The 19,469-nt window shown below is 59.4% G+C and carries 16 protein-coding genes; 5 read left to right on the forward strand and 11 right to left on the reverse strand.

Features of this window, described 5'->3' with window-relative positions; all coding sequences use genetic code 11:
* Positions 1-62: 62 nt before the first annotated feature.
* The 3 genes from ACNAZS_RS19590 to ACNAZS_RS19600 all read right to left on the reverse strand — a co-directional run bounded on the left by ACNAZS_RS19590 (position 63) and on the right by ACNAZS_RS19600 (position 2,391).
* Complete coding sequence (locus ACNAZS_RS19590) at positions 63-839, reverse strand: molybdopterin-binding protein (protein ID WP_415792178.1); 777 nt, start codon at positions 837-839, stop codon at positions 63-65.
* Complete coding sequence (locus tag ACNAZS_RS19595; RefSeq protein WP_415792299.1) at positions 836-1,702, reverse strand: cytochrome b/b6 domain-containing protein; 867 nt, start codon at positions 1,700-1,702, stop codon at positions 836-838. Before ACNAZS_RS19595 ends, ACNAZS_RS19590 begins: the two co-directional genes overlap by 4 nt.
* A gap of 53 nt (positions 1,703-1,755) precedes the next feature.
* Positions 1,756-2,391, reverse strand: a complete 636-nt coding sequence (locus ACNAZS_RS19600) for a hypothetical protein (protein ID WP_415792179.1) — start codon at positions 2,389-2,391, stop codon at positions 1,756-1,758.
* 492 nt (positions 2,392-2,883) lie between these two features.
* Between ACNAZS_RS19600 and ACNAZS_RS19605 the strand changes: the two genes are divergently transcribed.
* Positions 2,884-3,549, forward strand: coding sequence for a GntR family transcriptional regulator (locus ACNAZS_RS19605; RefSeq protein WP_415792180.1), 666 nt, complete (start codon positions 2,884-2,886; stop codon positions 3,547-3,549).
* A gap of 96 nt (positions 3,550-3,645) precedes the next feature.
* Here the strand turns inward: ACNAZS_RS19605 and ACNAZS_RS19610 are convergent, their stop codons facing one another.
* The 4 genes from ACNAZS_RS19610 to nadC form a co-directional block, all read right to left on the reverse strand.
* Positions 3,646-4,224, reverse strand: a complete 579-nt coding sequence (locus ACNAZS_RS19610) for a YceI family protein (protein ID WP_415792181.1) — start codon at positions 4,222-4,224, stop codon at positions 3,646-3,648.
* Positions 4,225-4,331: 107 nt separating this feature from the next.
* On the reverse strand, positions 4,332-5,270 hold the full coding sequence (lhpI, locus tag ACNAZS_RS19615; RefSeq protein WP_415792182.1) for a bifunctional Delta(1)-pyrroline-2-carboxylate/Delta(1)-piperideine-2-carboxylate reductase: 939 nt from the start codon (positions 5,268-5,270) through the stop codon (positions 4,332-4,334).
* 150 nt (positions 5,271-5,420) lie between these two features.
* Positions 5,421-6,434 (reverse strand): Bug family tripartite tricarboxylate transporter substrate binding protein, encoded by a 1,014-nt coding sequence (locus tag ACNAZS_RS19620; RefSeq protein ID WP_415792183.1) that lies wholly within the window; start codon positions 6,432-6,434, stop codon positions 5,421-5,423.
* A gap of 54 nt (positions 6,435-6,488) precedes the next feature.
* Positions 6,489-7,352 (reverse strand): carboxylating nicotinate-nucleotide diphosphorylase, encoded by an 864-nt coding sequence (nadC, locus tag ACNAZS_RS19625; protein ID WP_415792184.1) that lies wholly within the window; start codon positions 7,350-7,352, stop codon positions 6,489-6,491.
* Between the two features lie 358 nt (positions 7,353-7,710).
* Here nadC and ACNAZS_RS19630 point away from each other — a divergent pair, with 358 nt between their 5' ends.
* Genes ACNAZS_RS19630 through ACNAZS_RS19645 form a run of 4 tightly spaced genes read left to right on the forward strand, consistent with a single transcriptional unit; the run spans position 7,711 to position 13,403 of the window.
* On the forward strand, positions 7,711-9,858 hold the full coding sequence (locus ACNAZS_RS19630; protein WP_415792185.1) for a TonB-dependent receptor: 2,148 nt from the start codon (positions 7,711-7,713) through the stop codon (positions 9,856-9,858).
* A 16-nt stretch (positions 9,859-9,874) separates the two neighbouring features.
* Positions 9,875-10,597, forward strand: coding sequence for an ABC transporter ATP-binding protein (locus ACNAZS_RS19635; protein ID WP_415792187.1), 723 nt, complete (start codon positions 9,875-9,877; stop codon positions 10,595-10,597).
* Positions 10,594-12,009, forward strand: a complete 1,416-nt coding sequence (locus ACNAZS_RS19640; RefSeq protein WP_415792188.1) for a DUF3526 domain-containing protein — start codon at positions 10,594-10,596, stop codon at positions 12,007-12,009. Before ACNAZS_RS19635 ends, ACNAZS_RS19640 begins: the two co-directional genes overlap by 4 nt.
* On the forward strand, positions 12,006-13,403 hold the full coding sequence (locus ACNAZS_RS19645) for a DUF3526 domain-containing protein (protein ID WP_415792189.1): 1,398 nt from the start codon (positions 12,006-12,008) through the stop codon (positions 13,401-13,403). The genes ACNAZS_RS19640 and ACNAZS_RS19645 overlap by 4 nt, the downstream gene beginning before the upstream one ends.
* A gap of 45 nt (positions 13,404-13,448) precedes the next feature.
* On the opposite strand, the gene ACNAZS_RS19650 is transcribed toward ACNAZS_RS19645, so the two are convergent.
* From ACNAZS_RS19650 to ACNAZS_RS19665, 4 genes are all read right to left on the reverse strand, one after another.
* A complete protein-coding gene (locus ACNAZS_RS19650) occupies positions 13,449-14,411 on the reverse strand; it encodes an NUDIX hydrolase (RefSeq protein ID WP_415792300.1) in 963 nt (320 codons plus the stop codon).
* A 110-nt stretch (positions 14,412-14,521) separates the two neighbouring features.
* Entirely contained in the window at positions 14,522-16,087 is a 1,566-nt protein-coding gene (locus ACNAZS_RS19655; protein ID WP_415792190.1) for a SpoVR family protein, read from the reverse strand.
* Positions 16,084-17,343 (reverse strand): YeaH/YhbH family protein, encoded by a 1,260-nt coding sequence (locus tag ACNAZS_RS19660; protein WP_415792191.1) that lies wholly within the window; start codon positions 17,341-17,343, stop codon positions 16,084-16,086. Before ACNAZS_RS19660 ends, ACNAZS_RS19655 begins: the two co-directional genes overlap by 4 nt.
* Before the next feature lie 12 nt (positions 17,344-17,355).
* Positions 17,356-19,272: a PrkA family serine protein kinase gene (locus ACNAZS_RS19665; protein ID WP_415792301.1), complete on the reverse strand. Its 1,917-nt coding sequence runs from the start codon at positions 19,270-19,272 to the stop codon at positions 17,356-17,358.
* Positions 19,273-19,469 lie beyond the last annotated feature (197 nt).

Raw genomic sequence — 19,469 nt, forward strand, 5'->3', positions numbered from 1 at the left:
CGTGCAGCATGTCGCTCAATTGACGTCGTCAATCGCGATACGCTGATCGCAAACGCAGCGTTTCAAATGCCCGCATACCATTCGTAGCCGCGGTCTTCCCAGTAGCCGCCTCGGCCGCCCCACAACGTGTCATAGGCGGATACGACTTCGATGCGCATTACGTACTTGGCGTGCTTATAGCCCAGCTGTCGTTCAACCCGCAGGCGCAATGGCGCGCCGTGTGCCACCGGCAAGTCTTTGCCATTCATGGCATAGGCAAGCAGGGTTTGGGGATGATAGGCGTCGAGCAAGTCGATGCTTTCATAATAGCGACCGCTGCCGTCGAGCGTCAGTTCCAACTCGTCGGCGCAATGAAAGACGACATAGCGTGCGCCCGGTTTCAGGCGGGCGAGATCGAGCACGCGCCCCAGTGCCACACCCTGCCATTGCCCGATGGCGCTCCAGCCTTCGACACAATCATGCCGGGTGATCTGCGTGCGAGATGGCAGACGCTTTAAGTCCGAAAGCGACAAGCTGAGCGGCTGCTGCACGAGCCCGTCCACCTGCAGTTTCCAATCCGCGAATTGATTCTCGAGCAGGCGCGCATACTCGTCAGAATCGGGCATTTGCGACCCATTGGCGCGGAACACGGGCGAAAGGTCAGCCAGACTATATTCCGGCGCCAAGGCCTGGCGATCGAGTAATAGCCGCTGCGCGCGCATCGTGAGTTTCTCGGTATTGCGCAGCACGGCGCCCATCTCGTTGCTTTGCGTCAGTCGATCGCACCCTGCTAGCAACGAGACGCCCACACCGGACAGCAGTCCGGCCAATATTCGCCGACGTGAGGAACTAGGTTTCATTTTTCGTCTCCTGAGTGATCGATAGCGTAGCGGCCGGTGATCATCGATCGAATGTTGTTCCAGAACCCTGACAGGACCACCATCAGCACATGGACCACGACAAACAGCACGAGCATGGATGCGGTGATGAAGTGCAACGTGCGCGCGGAGGGACGTCCGCCAAACAGGTCAGGCAAGAAGGGAAAAACCGCGTTAAGACCCGGGGACATCGTCAAGCCGGTCAGCACCATCAACGGCAGCAGCCCCAGCGCGACAAGCAGATAGGTGATTTTCTGCAAGGCGTTGTAGCGCCGCGCCTCGTCGCCTTTGGCGAAGCGCAATCGCACATGATCGACCACTTCATGCCACAGGTGCCGTGGCCGCAACTGGTCCCGGTTCGGGGCCAAATCACGACGAATATGCCCCCGAAGAAAGCCGTGCATGAGGTAAATCAAGCCATTGATGACGAGCAACCAGGCAAATAAAAAGTGCCAGTTCCTGCCGGCGCCGAGGTCATGATAAGAAGGGATCGTGAGCCAATCGGGAAACGCCCGTGCGGTAACGACACCATTCTCGGCCGAGGCGCCCAGAATGCCCGTCGTATCGACGCGTAGCGGACCCACCTGGAAAAAACCGTGTAGCCCATCGTCCTGTTTTTGAGCGCCGACGACGATAAAGGCCTGGTCCGCATCCGCGCCATACTTGCCCCAATACAACCGTGGATGAGCGTTGAAAATCTGCAGTCCGCTCAGCAACAGAATAGACAGACACATCACGTTGACCCAGTGAGTGATTCGCACGATCACTGAATGCCGACGAATAAACTGACGTTCGGCGGGCTGGATGGACACCGCTGACGGATGCTTTGAATCAGGAGTCTTCACAAAAAATCCTCGCGCCGGCCGATACCGCCAGCCGNCATGGCGGGTTGACCGCATTACATCGGGGGAACGACGCCGTTCTTGCCAACGATCAACTGAGCGGTGGACAACATGCCGTCAATGCCTTTCTCGGCGGGGATAAATACGGCAGCGCCGGGCTTTACGTCGTCAACGGTCGCAGGAGCCAAGGTGACAACCGGTGTGCCCTTGGGAATAGAGATTTTCTTGTCTTTGCCGTGGTAATTCACGGTCACGACGCTGCCGTCCACCGATTTGACGGCATCGCCCACGGTCGCGTTGGTCATCGTGCTGTTGGGCTTCAAGTCCCAGCCGTAACTACCCTCTCCCGTCCCTTTCAACGCGGGCGGGAAGATCAGGACCTCCAGTGCGCCGTCGCCGCCATCCGATTTGGGAAGTGAAGCAATGCCCACAAAATCACCCTGCTTGATATCGCTGATGCTCGCCTTTTGCACCGCCGATGCTCTCCAGCCTTCCTTGAGTGTAATGGTGACGTTTTTACCTTCACGCGACATCACCTGAAGTTGATCCCCGGCGAGCGAGGTCACCGCCCCCCGTACACGAACCATCTGATCCGCCGGACCTGCGGCATACACGGTGGCCAGGCCCCCGGCAGTCATTGCCAGACCGGTCAGGCCGCAGACAGCAAGCTTTCGAATTTGAGAAATAAACATGTTGAATTTCCTTGGGCGATGCAACCATCGCACTGCAACGACATGGCGCACGGGTGAAAAACTATCGAAAGCCGCGCCAAATCAACTTTCGAAAGGACCAACAAAGCAGATAGTTCCGGAGGAGCGACAGTGTCGCCCTCGATAAACAACCAACTAGTTGATCGTTTAATTAACTCAAAAAAACGCGAGGCCTGCCCTTGCTATCAAGGGACTCGCTGCGTTCAATCGGCTAATCGATCAGCAGATCCATAAGACCGTGCTGTGCTTTGCCTCTGCAATGGCTGTCAATCTACTAGTTGGTTGATTGAATGTCAAGCCTTGTTGAATCCAGAATTTTCGGTGCCGTTAACGTTCAGCTTCGCAGGATCGGACTCAACCCAGCGCTGGCGACAAATCCAATACATGCCGCTCACTCTTGGCCCACGACATGTCTAAATTGACGCCACCCCACCACCCCTATACTCTGAATCCAAAGTACAAACGGTGACCTTCATGGCGCTTAAATTCGACAAAGTTCAGGTTCGTCCCGACTATGTGGACGAGGTCTACGGGGTCTTGCTCGACGCAATCAGCGATGGCTCGCTCGCCCCCGGTACGCGCCTCACACAAGAGGAAATCGCCGAACAGTTTGCCGTGTCCCGCTCTCCCGTCCTGCAGGCACTTCGCCTTTTGAAAAAAGATGGTCTGGTACAAGATGCGCCAGGCCGTGGCGTGCTGGTAGCGCCATTGGATATCGAATGGATAGGCAATTTGTACGAAGTCCGTGGTGCGCTGGATGCGCTGGCGGCCAGGCTGGCCGCGCAACGAGGCAGCACGATAGATAGCAGCCTGATTGCCCAGGGCCGAGAGGCTTCGCGCGGCAACGACATCAAGGCCATGATTGATGCGGATATTGCCTTTCACAACGCCGTTTATCGGGCCTGCGGTAATCCGCTGATCGCCGAAAGCGCCCACCTGCACTGGGTACATTTGCGCCGCGTGATGGGCGCCGTGCTGCAATCGTCGGCGCAGCGCGACTCCATCTGGCAAGAACACGCGGACATTGCCGACGCCATCAATGCCCGCAATGCCGAACGTGCGGTGCAACTGACGGAGCAGCACACGGTCCGGGCGCGCAGCAACTTGCTGGAGCGCTTGGGCGAAGTACTGGCGTCCTGAATACGTATGAACACCATCACGCTACGTCAGATTGGCCTTGAATACAGCACCCACTCATAGCAGGGCGCCTTAGGTTGTTGCCACCGTTCGGTGGCGTTACTCGGTGACGGCTTCGAGTGCGATATTCAGCGTCACTTCATCACTCACGGCAGGCGCATACTTGCCCGCGTTAAATTCGGTGCGTTTGATCACGGCCGTCGCGTTAGCGCCAATCGCCGGCTTTTTCAGCATGGGATGCTCACCGCTGTAAAAGGACGTCACGGTCAGCGTGATCGGCTTGGTAATGCCTTTAATCGTCAGATCGCCTTCGATACTGGCCGGACGATCACCATCGAAGACCACTTTTGTTGATTTGAAAGTGGCCGTCGGGAACTTGGCTGTGTCAAAAAAATCGGCGTCCCGAATGTGATCATCAAAGTCGTCGACACCCGTATTCACCGACTTCATGTCGATGGTGACGTCGACCTTAGCCTCGCGGGTATCTTTGTCCAGCACGACCGTCCCGGACGTCTTTTTGAAGCTGAGCGTCTGTTTGGACATCCCCATGTGGGTATACGAAAAATGAGGAAACGTATGGGAGGGATCTACCACATAGGTTTGCGGCGCGGCGATAGCCGAACCTGCAACGAGAGCAGAGAAAGCCAGGGCGATCGCGGAAATTTGAGTAGGTTTCATGCACATATCCTAGTGGGTGAAGTCGTAAAGTCGGGGCATCAAGCGCGCGACGCCAGATTGGGCAAAGCCGTTGGTCGAAGCCGCCTTCGAACTGGGCCGATAGCGGGTCACTGGCCGGACTGGCCTTGATAGACCAGGGCCGCGGCGGCGAGATCCTCGGAGGCAGCGCCTACCGCCTTGTACACCGTGATCTCGTCGTCGGACGTTCGACCGGGATGACGTTGATGGCACAAGTCCGCCAACGTGCCCAACACGCGATCGCGCGCAAATAGCCCTGCCGCAATCGGCGCAAGCAGGTCACCCGATTTATCCAGGGCCTCTTCGGTATCGATAAAGACGGAGGTGCCCGAGAATGTCGCATCGTCAGACTCTCTCATATCCGGCTTGAAACTGCCGATCAAGTCGAGATGAGTCCCGGGCCGCAACCATTTGCGCAACACCAGCGGCTGGGTCGACAGCGTCGCGCAGCTTACGATATCGGCTTGGGCGACAGCTTGCTCCAGGTCGATGGCGACCTCTGCCTGAAATCCCTCATCACGCAGGCGGGACACCAATTGCTTGGCTCTATCGGGGTTAATGTTCCAAACGTCGACTCGCCGCAAATCCCGCACGGCGGCGTAAGCGGGCGCGATGGCGGCGGCCACATTGCCAGCCCCCACGATCAGCAAGCGAGATGCCTCTGCACGCGCGAGATATCTCGCGGCCAGCGCCGATGCCGCAGCCGTACGGCGCACGGTAATTTGATCACCGTCCAGCACCGCGACGGGCACACCATTGGACGCATCAAACAGCGTATAGGTCGAATGCAGACCGGGCAGCCCGCGCTTACCGTTTTGGGGGTAGATCGTGACATGCTTGATACCCAGCAAGCCGTTTTCCTGCCAGGCCGGCATGAGCAGCAACGTCGCCTCGCCATCCTGACTCTGAATCGAATGAATGTGCCGTCGCGGCACATTGCAGCCTTCGATGAAGACGCGCTCCAGCGCAGTGATCAAGGCATCAAACGGCAATCCCGCAGCGGTCTGGCGACTGTCAAAAATTTGCATGGCGGTCCTGTAGGGTCAGCTATTTTTGCGAATTCAACTGACGAGACTACCTCAATCGCCGCCCGGCGTGGGCATCAATCGGAAAATTCGCCGCCCTCCAGCCGCGACCCTATCAAGGTAAATGCGGGCGGCGGTACACGCGCCAACGCGCTAGTCAGCCCTGAGACCTATTTTCTGCGTCAACGAAGCAAACCGGTCGATATCCTGGCTGATCAGCGACTGGAACTCCCCAGACGTGCTGGTCGTCGGGCTAAATCCCAATGTCAGCAAATCGCGCCGTACGTCGGATCGCTTCATGATCTGCGCGACGGTGCGATTGAGTTTGGCGACGACATCCTCGGGTGTGCCTGCCGGTACCAGCAGTCCATGCCATTGATCCAGCTCATAACCCGGCATGCCCTGCTCTGCCACGGTAGCCACATCGGACATCAACACGGAACGCTCGGGCGATGTCACCGCCAAGGCGCGCAGCCGGCCGGCCTGCAAGAACGGAGATGCGCTGGAAGCCGTCACGATACCCATTGGCACCTGCCCCGCCAAAACGTCATTCAACGCCGGACCGCAGCCGCGATAGGGCACGTGCAGCACGGGCAGGTGCGCTTTCATCTTCAGCATTTCCCCAGCCAGATGCTGAGGAGTACCGTTACCGCAGGATGCGAACGGCAGTATCGCTTGTGGCTTGCGGCCCGCGGCCATCCAGTCGGCCAACGTGTGATACGGAGAGTCAGGCAGTACTGCCAGCACGGATGGCACAAATGCCACGTTGATCACGGCGCGAAAATCCGCCTTGGGGTCGAAGCCCAGATGACCATACACCCCCGGGTTGATCGCAAACGAACTGTTCACCATCAGCAAGGTGTATCCGTCGGCCGGCGCATCGGCGACGGCACGCGCACCGATGTTGCCACTGGCGCCCGGCCGGTTCTCGACCACGACGGATTGACCCAGGCGCTCCTGCATCAGCGCTCCCAGTTTGCGCGCCAACAGATCCGTGCCGCCGCCGGGAGGGAACGTGACGATGATGGTGATGGGGCGATTGGGGAAAACCTCGGCAGCGTGGGCGTTGAGACCGGTGGCCGATAGCCAGCCCGTCAGGCCCAGCGCAGTTGCCAGCCCCGTCAATATGGACAGCAGAGGAATGACGATACGTCGCGGGAGATTCATGATCTTAACGTCCTTGGCGCGTGATTGACGGCGCCAGACAAGTAGGAATTGAAGTTAACTATCCAGGCCGATGTCCAGCACGCGCGCGCTGTGAGTCAGCCAGCCGATGGCCATCAAATCCACGCCCGTCGCGGCCAGCGCCGGCGCGGTCTCGGGGGTGATGCGGCCCGAGGCCTCGGTAATTGCGCGGCCATCGACCATGCGCACGGCCTCACGCAGCATCTCGGGTCCCATGTTGTCCAGCAGGACCACCTCTACCCCCACCTCCAGTGCGGTGCTCAGTTGCGCCAGCGTGTCGACCTCCAGTTCGATCTTGACCAGATGCCCGATGGCGGCGCGAGCACGCTCAACGGCCTGATGTACCCCGCCAGCAATCGCGATGTGGTTGTCCTTGATCAGGACGGCGTCGTCCAGACCAAAACGGTGATTGCTGCCACCTCCGACTCGCACCGCGTATTTCTGAACGGCGCGCAGGCCCGGCATAGTCTTGCGGGTGCAGGTCACGCGAGCGCGATAGTCGCGTATCGATTGCACGATCGACGCGGTCGCCGAGGCCACACCGCTCAAGTGACACAGAAAGTTCAGCGCCACGCGCTCTGCGGTCAGCATGCCCCGCGCTGGTCCGCTAATGACGGCAATTTCAACCCCGGGGCTTAAGACGGCGCCGTCATTGAGGCGGGCCTGAAATTGAATCCGTGGATCCACCAACTCAAAGGCAATGCGCGCCAGATCCAGGCCCGCCAGCACACCCTCCTGACGGGCGACAAGTCGCGTTTCTGCTATGGCATCGGCAGGCACGATGGCGTCAGTCGTGATGTCACCCGCGCGCCCGAGATCTTCGATCAGCGCATTGCGAACCAGCGGTTCCAAAAGAACGGCCGGCAACGAAGGAACGGAGGGAAAGTTAAATATGCTCATTTTGAGTATTTATGAAACCAAAAAAAGCGCCAAACAGGCAAGAAGTAATTATGCTAGTTTTGAGCATAAGTAAGTGTCAAGCACTTTCGATGGTGCGCTGCGACACGCCATCGCGGTGCGATGGCGTTACCTGGCCAGGAGAGCAACAAGGTCGCTCAACAGTCATTGCTTCGGTTTTCCCGAATATGCGAAAAGAACCGCCAGTGTGGTTCTTTGTTAGTTTCTTTCGCGTGGAACGTTTCAGGGCGGATGCGGGAGGTGTTTCACGGCGAAGCGGGGCGGGTTTTTCATCAATATTGTTATGATATAACATTTCTTTTCTATATATCCCCTCTGGGCTCGAACCAAACCGAACAATATGTCTACGCCTCCTCTCAGTATCACTCCTGCTCGCAGCGCTCCTTGGCGTCCCGCCTTTGCCGCCTTCGCCGTGGCTGCCGGCTTGACATCTGGCGAAGCGAACGCAACCGAGGGAATCTCAGGCGCGCCGTCCAATGAGCCACCGCCCGCGACGACGACGCTCGCCCCTATCGAAGTCAGCGGCGAAGACGTGTCTCGTGAATTGTTGGGTGCCAGAGATCGCGTGACAGTGGACAGCACCGGTTTGCCCGCGGCCATGACAGTCATTACGCCGTCCGAACTCCAAACCATCAATGTGGGCCGTGACATCTCGAACGTATTCCGGCGCGTGCCCGGGGTGGTGGCCAACAACATCGATCAGGGTGATACCGGCAACGGCTTCAGGATGCGCGGCTTCGCTACCCAGGGCACGCATGGGGCGGACACCGCGGTGTACGTGGACGGCGTACCGCAAAACCTGCCTTCCAGCGAAGCCGGAGCGGGGCACGGGCCGGCCTATCTGGAATGGTTGACTCCCGACATGATCGGCAATATCACCGTGATCAAAGGCCCTGTATCGGCCCTGTACGGCGACCAGAATCGTGCTGGCGCGATCGACATCAGTTCGCCTTGGGACGAGGTTCCGTCCAGCATCGGCGCGACGGTTGAAAGCTATGGCGGGCAGCGCGCGACGTTGGTCCATTCGGGCCAGTACAAAGACATCCAATCCCTTTTCGTGGCCGATGTCTATCGCGCCGACAGCTACCGCGATGACGCCAACACCGAGCGTCAGAATTTTTTCTGGAAACTGTCGATGCCTTATGAAGGCGGGCGCTACAGTCTGAGCGTCAACCACTACCATGCACGCTACCACGCCGCGGGCTATTTGCTGTATTCGGATCTGAAGTCCGGAGCGGCCGGTTTCCGCGACGTGCAGTACGACACGCCGGCGTTCGGCAAGAATACGCAGACTGGCCTCGTGTTCAATCGCAGTCCGCTCAATAGCGAGGCCGGCTTCTATACCACTTTGTACGCGCAGCAACTGAAGCGCGAGCGTGGCGCCGCATCCGGGGTGGACCAGCACAACGTAGGCAGCGACGACCGGTATTTCGCGGGCGGTCGCATCGCCAACAACTTCGTCTTTGGCGACAAGGCGGCGTTGTTCGTAGGCGCCGATTTCCGCCGCGACAAAGGCGATGGCATTCGCCAGCGCTATGCGAACGGCGATCCTACCGACAACTACCTGGTCAACTTGAACATGGACCTGGTCACGTACGGCTTATTTGCCCAAGGGCAGTACAAACCAATGGAGAACCTGAAACTGCTGGCGGGCCTGCGCTACGACGCGTTCGACTATGACATCGAAAACCGCAAGCTACCCGACGCGTCGACCCGCTATCGCGACTCCGTCGTGACACCGAAACTCGGTTTTGTGTGGAGCGCGTTACCCGCCCTGGATATCTATGCAAACATGGCAGAAGGCTTTCGCTCACCAGCGGCGCAGCAAATCAGCCCTAGCGGCACGCTGGGGCCGCTAGGCGCACCGGGCGGGGTGGCCAATACCTCGATCGCGCCTTCCAAGGTCCGATCGTACGATCTGGGATTTACCGCATCACCAAGCGAGAACTGGGCCATTGCCGGCGCCGTGTACTACACCGAGAATGAAGACGAGATCGTGCTGACCGCGCCCGATACGTATTCATCGGTGGGCGAGACCACCCGCAAAGGTTTCGAACTGGAAGCGCGCTACCGCTTCAATCCGGGCTTCAGCGTATATGCCAGCTACGGCCGCATCATCGAGGCCGAGATCAAGAATCCGTTGCCAGGCACCGGGGCGCGACTATCCGTGCCCAAAGACATCATCAAGGCTGGCCTGGAATACGGCACGCCGCTGGCGGGTGGCCGGATCACCCTGAACGCCGATGCTTACCTGACGCGTGACATTCCGTACTACAGCGGGTCGCCACTGGCTGAAAAAACCATGCCCACCTACACTCGCTACGACTTTCGGGCCACCTACGACTACCAGGACTATCAACTGTCGGCCTACTGGATCTTGCAGCCGCATCGCTACGCGAGCGAAGCCGCCTACGCCACTAGCGCGGGCCTGTGGATCGCGCCGCAACCCAAGCATCTGGTTGGCGTGAATATGCGTTATTTCTTCTGACGTGGCGCAGCGAAACATGACGATACCCGCTGCACTGCAAACGCACGACTTGACCGTGAACTTCGGCGCAAAACGGGCCATCGACCGTCTCTGCCTGACCGTGCCCGCCGGCTGCATCTATGCCTTGCTGGGCGGCAATGGTGCGGGCAAGACCACGACGTTGAGCGTCTTCCTGGGCTTCGTACGACCCGCCGCCGGCGAAATCTATGTCGGCGGGCGGCGTGTCGACCAGCAACCGGAAGCCGCTCGGGACCGTGTGTCTTATCTGCCTGAAAATGTCGCACTGTACCCATACCTGACTGGCCTGGAAAACCTACGCTACTTCTGCGCACTGGCCGGGCTGCGCTTGTCCGCCAACGAAGCGGCGGCGCGGTTGGCCCAAGCCGGCCTGCAACTCGATGCGCATGGCGTGCGGGTGCAGCGCTATTCCAAAGGCATGCGACAAAAAGTCGGGCTGGCGATTGCCTATGCGAAAGGCGCCGTCGCCATGCTGCTGGACGAACCCACTTCGGGCCTGGATCCCGCCGCCACCAACGATTTCTCGACACAACTGCAGCGCGCCGCGCGCGATGGTCTGGGCATTCTCATGGCCACGCATGATTTGTTCAACGCACTCCAGGTGGCCGATCGCATCGGCATCATGCGGGCCGGCCGCCTGCTGGAAGAGTTCGACGCACATCGCGTCAGCCATGCAGAACTGGAAGCGACGTATCTGGCCCACGCCCGGGGCATGCCATGATTGCCATCATTGTCCGCAAAGAATTGCTCGCGCTTTGTCGCGACCGACGTGTATTGATCCTGGGGCTGGGCCTGCTTGCCATGTGGGCCATGCTGTACGTGGCCGCGCTGGGGCAGCAACAGCGCCAGCAGGCCGAGCGCACGGAAATCGGGGAAACTACCCGTGCGCAATGGGACAAGCAGGGCATCAAGCATCCACACCGCGGCGCGCATTTCGGCATGTACGTGTTCCGACCCGACGTGTCCTTGTCGGCCTTTGACCCAGGCATTGAACCGCATGTGGGACAAGCCCTCTGGTTGGAACCCCATCGCCGCAACATGGCCCGCTTCAATCCGACCGCCGACGGCGGGCCCGGCTCCCGCTTCGGCTATATCACCCCGGCCTTTCTCTTGGCCAGTCTTTTTCCCTTGCTGATCATGGCGCTGGCTTTCAGCCAGGCCACGCAGGAACGTGAGCAAGGCAGCCTGCGCATGCTGCAAAGCATGGGAGTTTCGAATCGCGCACTTCTTGCGGGCAAGCTGCTGGCCATCGCTGCCTGCCTGGTGGCGGTATTCCTGCCGGTATTTGCCTTGCTGGCCGTCGGCGCCATCCGGGATCCGGCGTCGGCCGCCCTGCTGCCCCGCATCGCCGGATTGGCCGCGGTCTACCTACTCTACTACCTCATCACCGCGGCGCTCGGTCTGGCCGTCGGCGCGCTCAGCACGGGCGGGCGCAGCGCGCTGTTCGTACTGGTCGTGGTGTGGGCGGTCTTCGTACTCGCGGCGCCGCGCGCGGCCAGCGCTATCGCGAAAGGGAGCGTTCCCCTGCCTTCTGCCAGCCAGTTCTGGGCCGCCATTGCACATGACTATAAGCATGGCTTGCCGGGCGATCCCGATCTGCCCACCCAGGTGCGCAAGTTCGAAGCCGGCCTGCTGCGTCAGTATGGCGTTGCATCGCTGAGCCAAGTACCGATTGGTGTGAACGCCGCGCGGCGCCTGCTGCGCGATGCTTATGCGGACAAGGTGCACGCCCATCATTTCGATGCACTATGGACACGCTATATGCGGCAACAGCGTCTACTGCGCTGGGCCAGTGTATTCAGCCCGGCCATCCCGCTGGCGGCAACGTCGGCGGCACTATCCGGCACGTCGCTGGCCCATCAACGCCACTTTGAAGAGCAGGCCGAGCAATACCGCCAAGCCTTCAATACGGCAATCGATGAATGGGACATGACCCATACGCACGGACAAGTCTCGTATGAAACCCAGTATGCGGCCGATTCGATCTGGCAAAGTGTGCGCCCGTTCCGCTACACCCCGCCATCGATAGGATTCACCATGCGGACCGCTTGGCCGGACCTTATACTGCTAGCGGGCTGGACCGCGGCCGCCATCGGCCTGTTGGGTGTGGCAGCGCGACGGTGGCAACCATGAGGCTGATCTTCTGGGCCGAGTGGCTACGCTTTCGTCGTAGCCGCGCGACCATAACGATATTGATCGTCTACTGCGCCGTCCTGGCGCTATGCGCGCTATGGTCCACCCATGGCGCCCAAGAACAGCGGCAAGCCAATGCCCAGGACGCCACGACGCGCAACGTCCTGATTCAGCAAGCACGGAGCGACACCGCGAGCGACGATGCTACCACCGACCCCAAACGCGCCGCTATGCAGGCTTTCTCCTTGGGCCGTTCCATGGCCGGGCGAGCCCAGTTGCCTCCCGGTCCGGGTTTGGCGCTCAGCCTGTCACCGTACCACACGCTGAACACCCGCATCGCCGTCTCCGTGGAAAGCCGCTATGCGGACGGACGCCGCAGCGACACACTATCGAACCCGATGCTGGCACAGTACGGCGCACTGGATCTGGCGGCGGTGGTGGCGCTGCTGATACCCCTGATGGCGATCGGCTGGTGCGCTGGCGCGGTACAGGAAGATCGCGAACGCGGCATCTGGCGCACGTCGTGTGCCCAGACGGCACGCCCATGGCAAGCCTTCCATGCCGCACTGGCTATTCGTGCGGCCGCATTGTGGCTGCCCGCCGGCTTGGCATGTGGCTTGGCCATGACCAGTGATGCGGGCCTGGCTGCCTGGCAGGGCGTGCTGTGGTGGACGCTGTGCCTGGCTGCCTACACGGGATTCTGGATAGCGTTATGCGGCGCGCTTGCGCGATGGCCGATTTCATCCGCCGCATCGCTTTTGACCGGCCTGATCGTCTGGTTGTTGTTGACCTATGCCGTGCCCGCCGGCCTGGAAACGCTGGCCGCCGCGCGGCATCCGATGCCTTCGCGCCTGGCAGCGATTGTGGAACTACGACGGGCCCAGCAGGATGCAGAAGTGCGCATGCCTGAACTCCTCAAGGCCTGGTATGCCGACCATCCCGATGCGGCATCGCGGGTTGCCAGCGGGCACACCTGGCCGGTGACGTTCCTGCCACGGTTTGCGTACCAGGATGAACAAATCCGTCCCTTCATGCGCCGCTTCGACCAGCAGCGGCTGGCGCAGGCAGCTTTTCTGGAGCGCTGGGCCTGGTTGTCGCCACCCATGGCACTGCTGCAGGCTTCCGATTATCTGGCCGGCATCAGCGCGGCGCATCATACGGCCTTCATGGACGCAGTGGACCACTACGAACAAACATGGCGCGACTTCTTCGTCCCGCGCGTCATGAGCTACCGCGGGCTCGCGCCGCAAGATTACGCGCAGATTCCGCTGTTTCGTATGGTTTCGTCCTTGTCAGCCAGCGCGATGCCGGTGCTGCTGGGTAACCTGCTGCCAGTAACCGGCGTACTGATGGCATTGCTGTGGCAGGCTCGCCGGCGCATGGTCCAGTTCTAGAGCTGCGATGCCCGATTCTGACTGGATGCGGGCCCTTATCTTTCTTCAGGCCTGCCGCGAGAGCGGCAACTTGCTGCCCGCGATCGCGCGTTCGGCTAGCAGATCGCGACGAAACCGGAATAATTTAGCGGGCCGGCCCGCCGTGCCGACCGCCATCTCGCCGGTTTCTTCGACCAGATCCTGCTGCTCTACCTGGCGGCGGAAATTTTGTTTGTGCAAGTCGCGTCCCGCCAGGGCCTCGACCGTTTGCTGCAGCTGCAGCAAAGTGAACGCGGGAGGCAATAGTTCAAAAACCACCGGTCGATATTTGATCTTGGCGCGCAAACGCGCGATGCCGGTGGCCAGAATACGGCGATGATCATTGCGCATGGCGTCGCCCGGCACGGCATCGCGTGCCGCCGCAGGCGTATGCCGTGCGGCCTCGGTCACCAGCCCGGCTTCGTACATGAGTTCGTAGCGTTGCAGCACCATGTCTTCGTTCCACGGTGCGCCATCCAGCCCAAACACCAGCGCCAGGCGCTGCACGCGCAATGCACGCAACTCGCTATCTCGCGTATTGGCGACCCACTCGCGCAAGCGCGGCACGATCACGTCGGTCAGCACGGCAGGCTCGTTGACGCGCTTGTCCTCCCAGGGAAAGTAGCGATACCAATCCTGCCACGCGGCAGGCGTCGCGCCCGTCGCTGTACCCTCTCTGGTCAGGCAGAGATAGCTGACCGAGATAGCGCGCGGGCCCGCGTCGTCGAAACGATCGTGGTCGGCGAAGGTGTACAACTGCTCGACATAGCCGAGGGGATGGTGCGTCTGCGTCTCTACCCAGGTGCGCATACCCGCCTGCAAGGATCGATGGCCTGGCTGAAAGGCCCCCGACGGCAAGCCACCGAATTTCGCACGCGCGCCGTTGGCAGGATCGGCCGTGCGTACCAGGACACGTGGCTCTCCCTGGGTGACTGCCACGATGACGGCAACCAGTTCGGCGGAAACGAAATTTTCGGCGGATTCGGGCAATAGCAACTCCGGTACGCAAGCGGGCGACAGGCCTGCCTGCGTGCGATGACAAAGCAAACGCAAGACTGGTCCGGATTATAGGGGTGCCCCGTGACAAACGGACCAAACGTTCAGTTTGTCTCGCGATACGGAGATGCCGCTCCCAGCTCGCGGTATGAATTCACGGTGCCGTCGGGTTCAGTGTCCTCGAGCCGCACTTTGAAGCCCCACAAGCGGCTCAGGTGTTTCATGACCTGATCCGCGTCTTCGGCGACTAATGGCCGCCCCCGGGCACGCAGGTGCCGCAGCACGAGCGAACGATCGGATTCGCGGCGATAACGCACGATCTGGATATCTGGCACCTGATTGTCGCGATTATGTTGCTCGGCCAATAATTTGCGAATCTGACGATAGCCCTCATCGTCATGAATAGCGGCGACCTCGAGCACAGGATTCGCCTCATGATCGGCAATGGCAAAGAAATGGAATTCACGGATCAGACGCGGCGACAGGTATTGCGAGATGAAGGACTCGTCCTTGAAATTCCGCATGGCAAAGTCCAGCGTCTTGATCCAGTCGCTGCCCGCAATGTCGGGGAACCACTTGCGGTCCTCTTCGGTGGGGGACTCGCAGATGCGGCGGATGTCCTGCATCATGGCAAAGCCCAATGCGTAGGGATTAATACCGCTATAACCGCGCTCGTCGAAACCGCGCTGGCTGACCACGTTGGTGTGGCTTTGCAAGAACTCCATCATGAAGCCGTCTGTCACCAGGCCCTTTTCGTGCAGGCGATTCAGAATGGTGTAGTGCCAGAAAGTGGCCCACCCCTCGTTCATGACTTTGGTTTGTCCCTGCGGATAGAAATACTGCGCGATTTTACGAACGATGCGCACAAGCTCTTTCTGCCACGGTTCGAGCTTGGGTGAGTGTTTCTCGATGAAATACAACAGGTTTTCTTCGGGCTCGGGGGGAAACACCACGCGGCGTTTTTCCTCTGCCGGATCCGCCTCGACGCGCGGCAGCGTGCGCCACAGATCGTTGTATTGCAAACGCGCATGCTCCGCCCGCTCGGCCTGACGCTGCGCTTCCTCTTTGTAGGAGACCGGCGCGGGACGCTTGTAGCGATCGACCCCGTGCGGCATCAAAGCATGGCAGGAATCCAGCAGCGCTTCGACCGCATCGATACCGTAGCGGCTTTCGCAGTCCATCACGTACTTGCGCGCAAAAACAAGATAATCCAGGATACTGTCCGCGTCGGTCCATTGGCGAAACAGGTAATTGCCCTTGAAGAACGAGTTGTGCCCATAGCAGGCATGCGCAATCACCAGCGCCTGCATCGGCATGGAGTTTTCTTCCATCAAATAGGCAATGCAGGGGTTGGAGTTGATCACGATTTCATAGGCCAGCCCTTGCATACCGCGACGATAGAACTGCTCGTTGCGGATGAATTCCTTGCCATATGACCAGTGTGCGTAGCCGATAGGCAGCCCTGCAGACGCGTACGCGTCCAGCATCTGCTCGGAGGTGATGACCTCGATCTGGTTGGGATATGTGTCCAGGCCGAACTCTTCGGCCACCTCGGAGATGGCTTCGTCATAGCGCTGGATCAACTCGAAGGTCCATTCGGACCCGTCAGAAATGGGCCCACCGCCTTTGAGAGCCTCCAGCTCGGCACGAGAACCTGCGATCGCGTTCATGCTGGCTCCTTTTTAAACAGATCATGGAACACGGGATAGATCTCTCCGCGGTCGCAGATCCGGCGCATCACGAAATGCTCCGCCATCTTTTGCTCGTACTCTGCCCATAGACTGCTTTTTCGGGCCTCGGGTGAATCGGGGACTTCGATGTAGGCAAAATAGCGCGTCGCCGGCAACAGGTTGTCGGCCAGGAACCGCGCGCTTTTCCCGGCGTCAGCCCCAAACGAGTCACCATCACTGGCCTGCGCGCCGTACACATTCCAGGCGCTGGGCGGGTAGCGTTTCTGTACGATCTCATGCATCAACTCGAGCGCCGACAGCACAATGGTGCCGCCACTCTTGGGGTCGTAAAAAAATGTCTGTTCGTCGACTTCCTCCGCATTGTCGGTATGACGGATGAACACCACATCGACGTGCTCATATTTGCGCGACAAGAATAGGTACAACAGCGTAAAGAAGCGCTTGGCCAGATCCTTCTTACCCTCGTCCATAGAGCCCGAGACATCCATCAAGCAAAACATCACCGCCCGAGCCATGGGCATTGCCACGGATATCCGGTTGCGGTAGCGCAGATCCAGATCGTCGAGAAAGGGCACGTTATCCAACCGTTTCTGGCAGTCCTCGACCTCCTGCGTGAGGGCATCAATCTCGGCTTGCGGGGCGTTGGCCGCAATGGCGGCATCCAGCTTGGCCTGGGCGGCCTCGAGCGCGGCACGGGCGGCAACCGTGAGCGCCACGCGGCGAGACAAGGACGCCTTGAGGGTACGGCTGACACTCAGCAAACTCGGCGAGCCTGTAGTGGTGTAGCCCGCGCGCTGCCATTTTCTTTGCTCGACATCACCCAGCTGGGTGCGTATCAAGTGCGGCAGCTCCAGGTCTTCGAAAAACAGGTTCAGGAACTCGGCGCGCGACAGGCTAAAGGTGAACTGATCCACCGACTCACCTTCGCCCGGCTCGGAGCCGCCCTCGCCCTGCCCGCCTCTAGGCCGCTGGAACGTGTCGCCTTTGACAAACTCGCGATTGCCCGGATGCACCAGTTCGCGATCGCCACCCTGGCCGTGCCTGAAATGGGGCTCGGAGATATCGCGAGCGGGCAGGTTGATTTCCCCGCCTTGGTCCATGTCTTCGATGGACCGCTCGCGCACCATATCCTGCACGGCCTTGCGGATCTGGTCTTTGTATCGCCTGAGAAAGCGTTCCCGGTTGACCGCGCTTTTATTGCGGCCATTTAGACGCCGGTCGATCAGTGAATTCATGATTCACCTCGCTCAGGAAGATTTCCTCACTCGCAGGTACCATTCGCACAGCAAGCGCACTTGTTTCTCGGTATAGCCCTTATCCACCATGCGGTCGACAAAACTTTGATGCTTGGATCTGTCTTCGGCAGAAGCTTTGGCGTTGAAAGAGATAACCGGCAGCAAGTCTTCGGTGTTCGAGAACATTTTTTTCTCGATGACTTCGCGCAGCTTTTCGTAGCTGGTCCAGGTCGGATTGCGGCCCGCGTTATTGGCACGCGCCCGCAATACGAAGTTAACAATCTCGTTGCGGAAATCTTTGGGGTTGGCGATACCCGCGGGTTTTTCGATTTTTTCGAGCTCGTCATTCAATGCGCTGCGATCAAAGCTCTCGCCGGTTTCGGGGTCGCGGAACTCCTCGTCCTGAATCCAGCAGTCGGCAAAGGTGACATAGCGGTCGAAAATATTTTGTCCGTACTCGGAATAAGATTCCAGGTAAGCAGTCTGGATTTCCTTGCCAATGAACTCGGCGTAGCGCGGCGCCAGATACCCCTTGATGAAATCCAGATAACGACGGCGGACGTCCTCGGGGTAGTCTTCGCGAGCGATGCGTTGCTCCAACACATACATCAGGTGCACTGGGTTCGCCGCGATCTCGGTCTGATCGTGATTAAAGACGCTGGACAGGATCTTGTAGGCGAAGCGGGTGGAAACCCCGGTCATGCCTTCGTCGGTGCCGGCGTAGTCTTTGTATTCCTGCAACGCCTTGGCTTTGGGATCGACGTCTTTCAGGGTCTCGCCGTCATACACCCGCAACTTGGAATAGATGCTGGAGTTTTCGGGTTCTTTCAGCCGGGTCAATACCGAGAACTGCGCCATCGTGTCCAGCGTGCCGGGCGCGCACGGCGCCTTCGCCAGCGAGCTATTGCGCAAGAGCTTGTTGTAGATCTCGATTTCTTCGGTCACCTGCAAGCAGTACGGCACCTTGACGATATAGATACGGTCGAGGAATGCCTCGTTGTGCTTGTTGTTGCGGAAGGTTTGCCACTCGGATTCGTTGGAGTGCGCGAGAATCAGCCCATTAAACGGAATGGCGGAGAACCCTTCGGTGCCCTTGAAGTTACCTTCCTGTGTCGCGGTCAGCAACGGATGCAACATCTTGATAGGCGCTTTGAACATCTCGACAAATTCGAGCAAACCCTGGTTCGCCAGGCAAAGGCCCCCTGAGTAGCTGTAGGCATCAGGGTCGTCTTGTGAATGGCGATCAAGCTTGCGGATGTCGACCTTGCCCACCAGGGAAGAAATATCCTGGTTATTTTCATCGCCGGGCTCAGTCTTGGCGATCGCCACTTGGCGCAAGACCGATGGCGTCAGGCGCACCACGCGGAACTGCGAAATATCGCCGTCAAATTCTTTTAGGCGCTTGATTGCCCAGGGCGACATGATGCCGCTGAGATAGCGGCGCGGCACGCCGTATTCTGTTTCGAGCATGTCGCCGAATCGATCCGGATGGAACAGGCCCAGCGGAGACTCATGGATGGGCGACCCCTTGAGTGCGTAGATGGGATAGCTTTCCATCAGTACTTTCAGACGCTCGGCGATGGAGGATTTGCCACCACCGACGGGTCCGAGCAGATATAGGATCTGCTTGCGTTCCTCGAGGCCCTGAGCCGCATGCTTGAAGAAAGCCACGATCTGGTCGACGACTTCTTCGAGCCCGAAAAACTCTTTAAAAGCGGGATAGCGCCGCACGACCCGATTGGAGAACAACCGGGACAACCGCTGATCGTTGCGGGTATCGATGAGTTCTGGCTCGCCTATCGCCGCCAGCATGCGTTCGGCAGGGCTGGCATAAGACATGGGATCGCTTCTGACCAGCTCAAGATATTCCTCAAGGGAAAGCTCGGTTTCCTGGTCTTGCGCGTATAGCGACTTGAAGCCTTCGACGATGTTTTGCACGGATAACCTCCTACAGCGCATGTCTGTTAACGAGTCCGTTATCCCATTGTGTTCCTCATTTTCCAAAGTCGCTAGACTTTATCGTAATGGAGTTATGCACATCATCTTGATATGTTGCTTTCGCCACACACCATAGAATGGGGTTGATGGGCTCGTTTACGGTTAGGCTATAGCATCCCGGAACAAGT

Source organism: Bordetella tumulicola (assembly GCF_965138755.1).
GTDB lineage: Bacteria > Pseudomonadota > Gammaproteobacteria > Burkholderiales > Burkholderiaceae_B > Bordetella_A > Bordetella_A tumulicola.

Bases quoted from the DNA above. Each gene is read 5' to 3' on its own strand.
- ACNAZS_RS19590 (WP_415792178.1), bottom strand. From the start codon at position 839: ATGAAACCTAGTTCCTCACGTCGGCGAATATTGGCCGGACTGCTGTCC.
- ACNAZS_RS19600 (WP_415792179.1), bottom strand. From the start codon at position 2,391: ATGTTTATTTCTCAAATTCGAAAGCTTGCTGTCTGCGGCCTGACCGGT.
- ACNAZS_RS19605 (WP_415792180.1), top strand. From the start codon at position 2,884: ATGGCGCTTAAATTCGACAAAGTTCAGGTTCGTCCCGACTATGTGGAC.
- ACNAZS_RS19610 (WP_415792181.1), bottom strand. From the start codon at position 4,224: ATGAAACCTACTCAAATTTCCGCGATCGCCCTGGCTTTCTCTGCTCTC.
- lhpI (WP_415792182.1), bottom strand. From the start codon at position 5,270: ATGCAAATTTTTGACAGTCGCCAGACCGCTGCGGGATTGCCGTTTGAT.
- ACNAZS_RS19620 (WP_415792183.1), bottom strand. From the start codon at position 6,434: ATGAATCTCCCGCGACGTATCGTCATTCCTCTGCTGTCCATATTGACG.
- nadC (WP_415792184.1), bottom strand. From the start codon at position 7,352: ATGAGCATATTTAACTTTCCCTCCGTTCCTTCGTTGCCGGCCGTTCTT.
- ACNAZS_RS19630 (WP_415792185.1), top strand. From the start codon at position 7,711: ATGTCTACGCCTCCTCTCAGTATCACTCCTGCTCGCAGCGCTCCTTGG.
- ACNAZS_RS19635 (WP_415792187.1), top strand. From the start codon at position 9,875: ATGACGATACCCGCTGCACTGCAAACGCACGACTTGACCGTGAACTTC.
- ACNAZS_RS19640 (WP_415792188.1), top strand. From the start codon at position 10,594: ATGATTGCCATCATTGTCCGCAAAGAATTGCTCGCGCTTTGTCGCGAC.
- ACNAZS_RS19645 (WP_415792189.1), top strand. From the start codon at position 12,006: ATGAGGCTGATCTTCTGGGCCGAGTGGCTACGCTTTCGTCGTAGCCGC.
- ACNAZS_RS19655 (WP_415792190.1), bottom strand. From the start codon at position 16,087: ATGAACGCGATCGCAGGTTCTCGTGCCGAGCTGGAGGCTCTCAAAGGC.
- ACNAZS_RS19660 (WP_415792191.1), bottom strand. From the start codon at position 17,343: ATGAATTCACTGATCGACCGGCGTCTAAATGGCCGCAATAAAAGCGCG.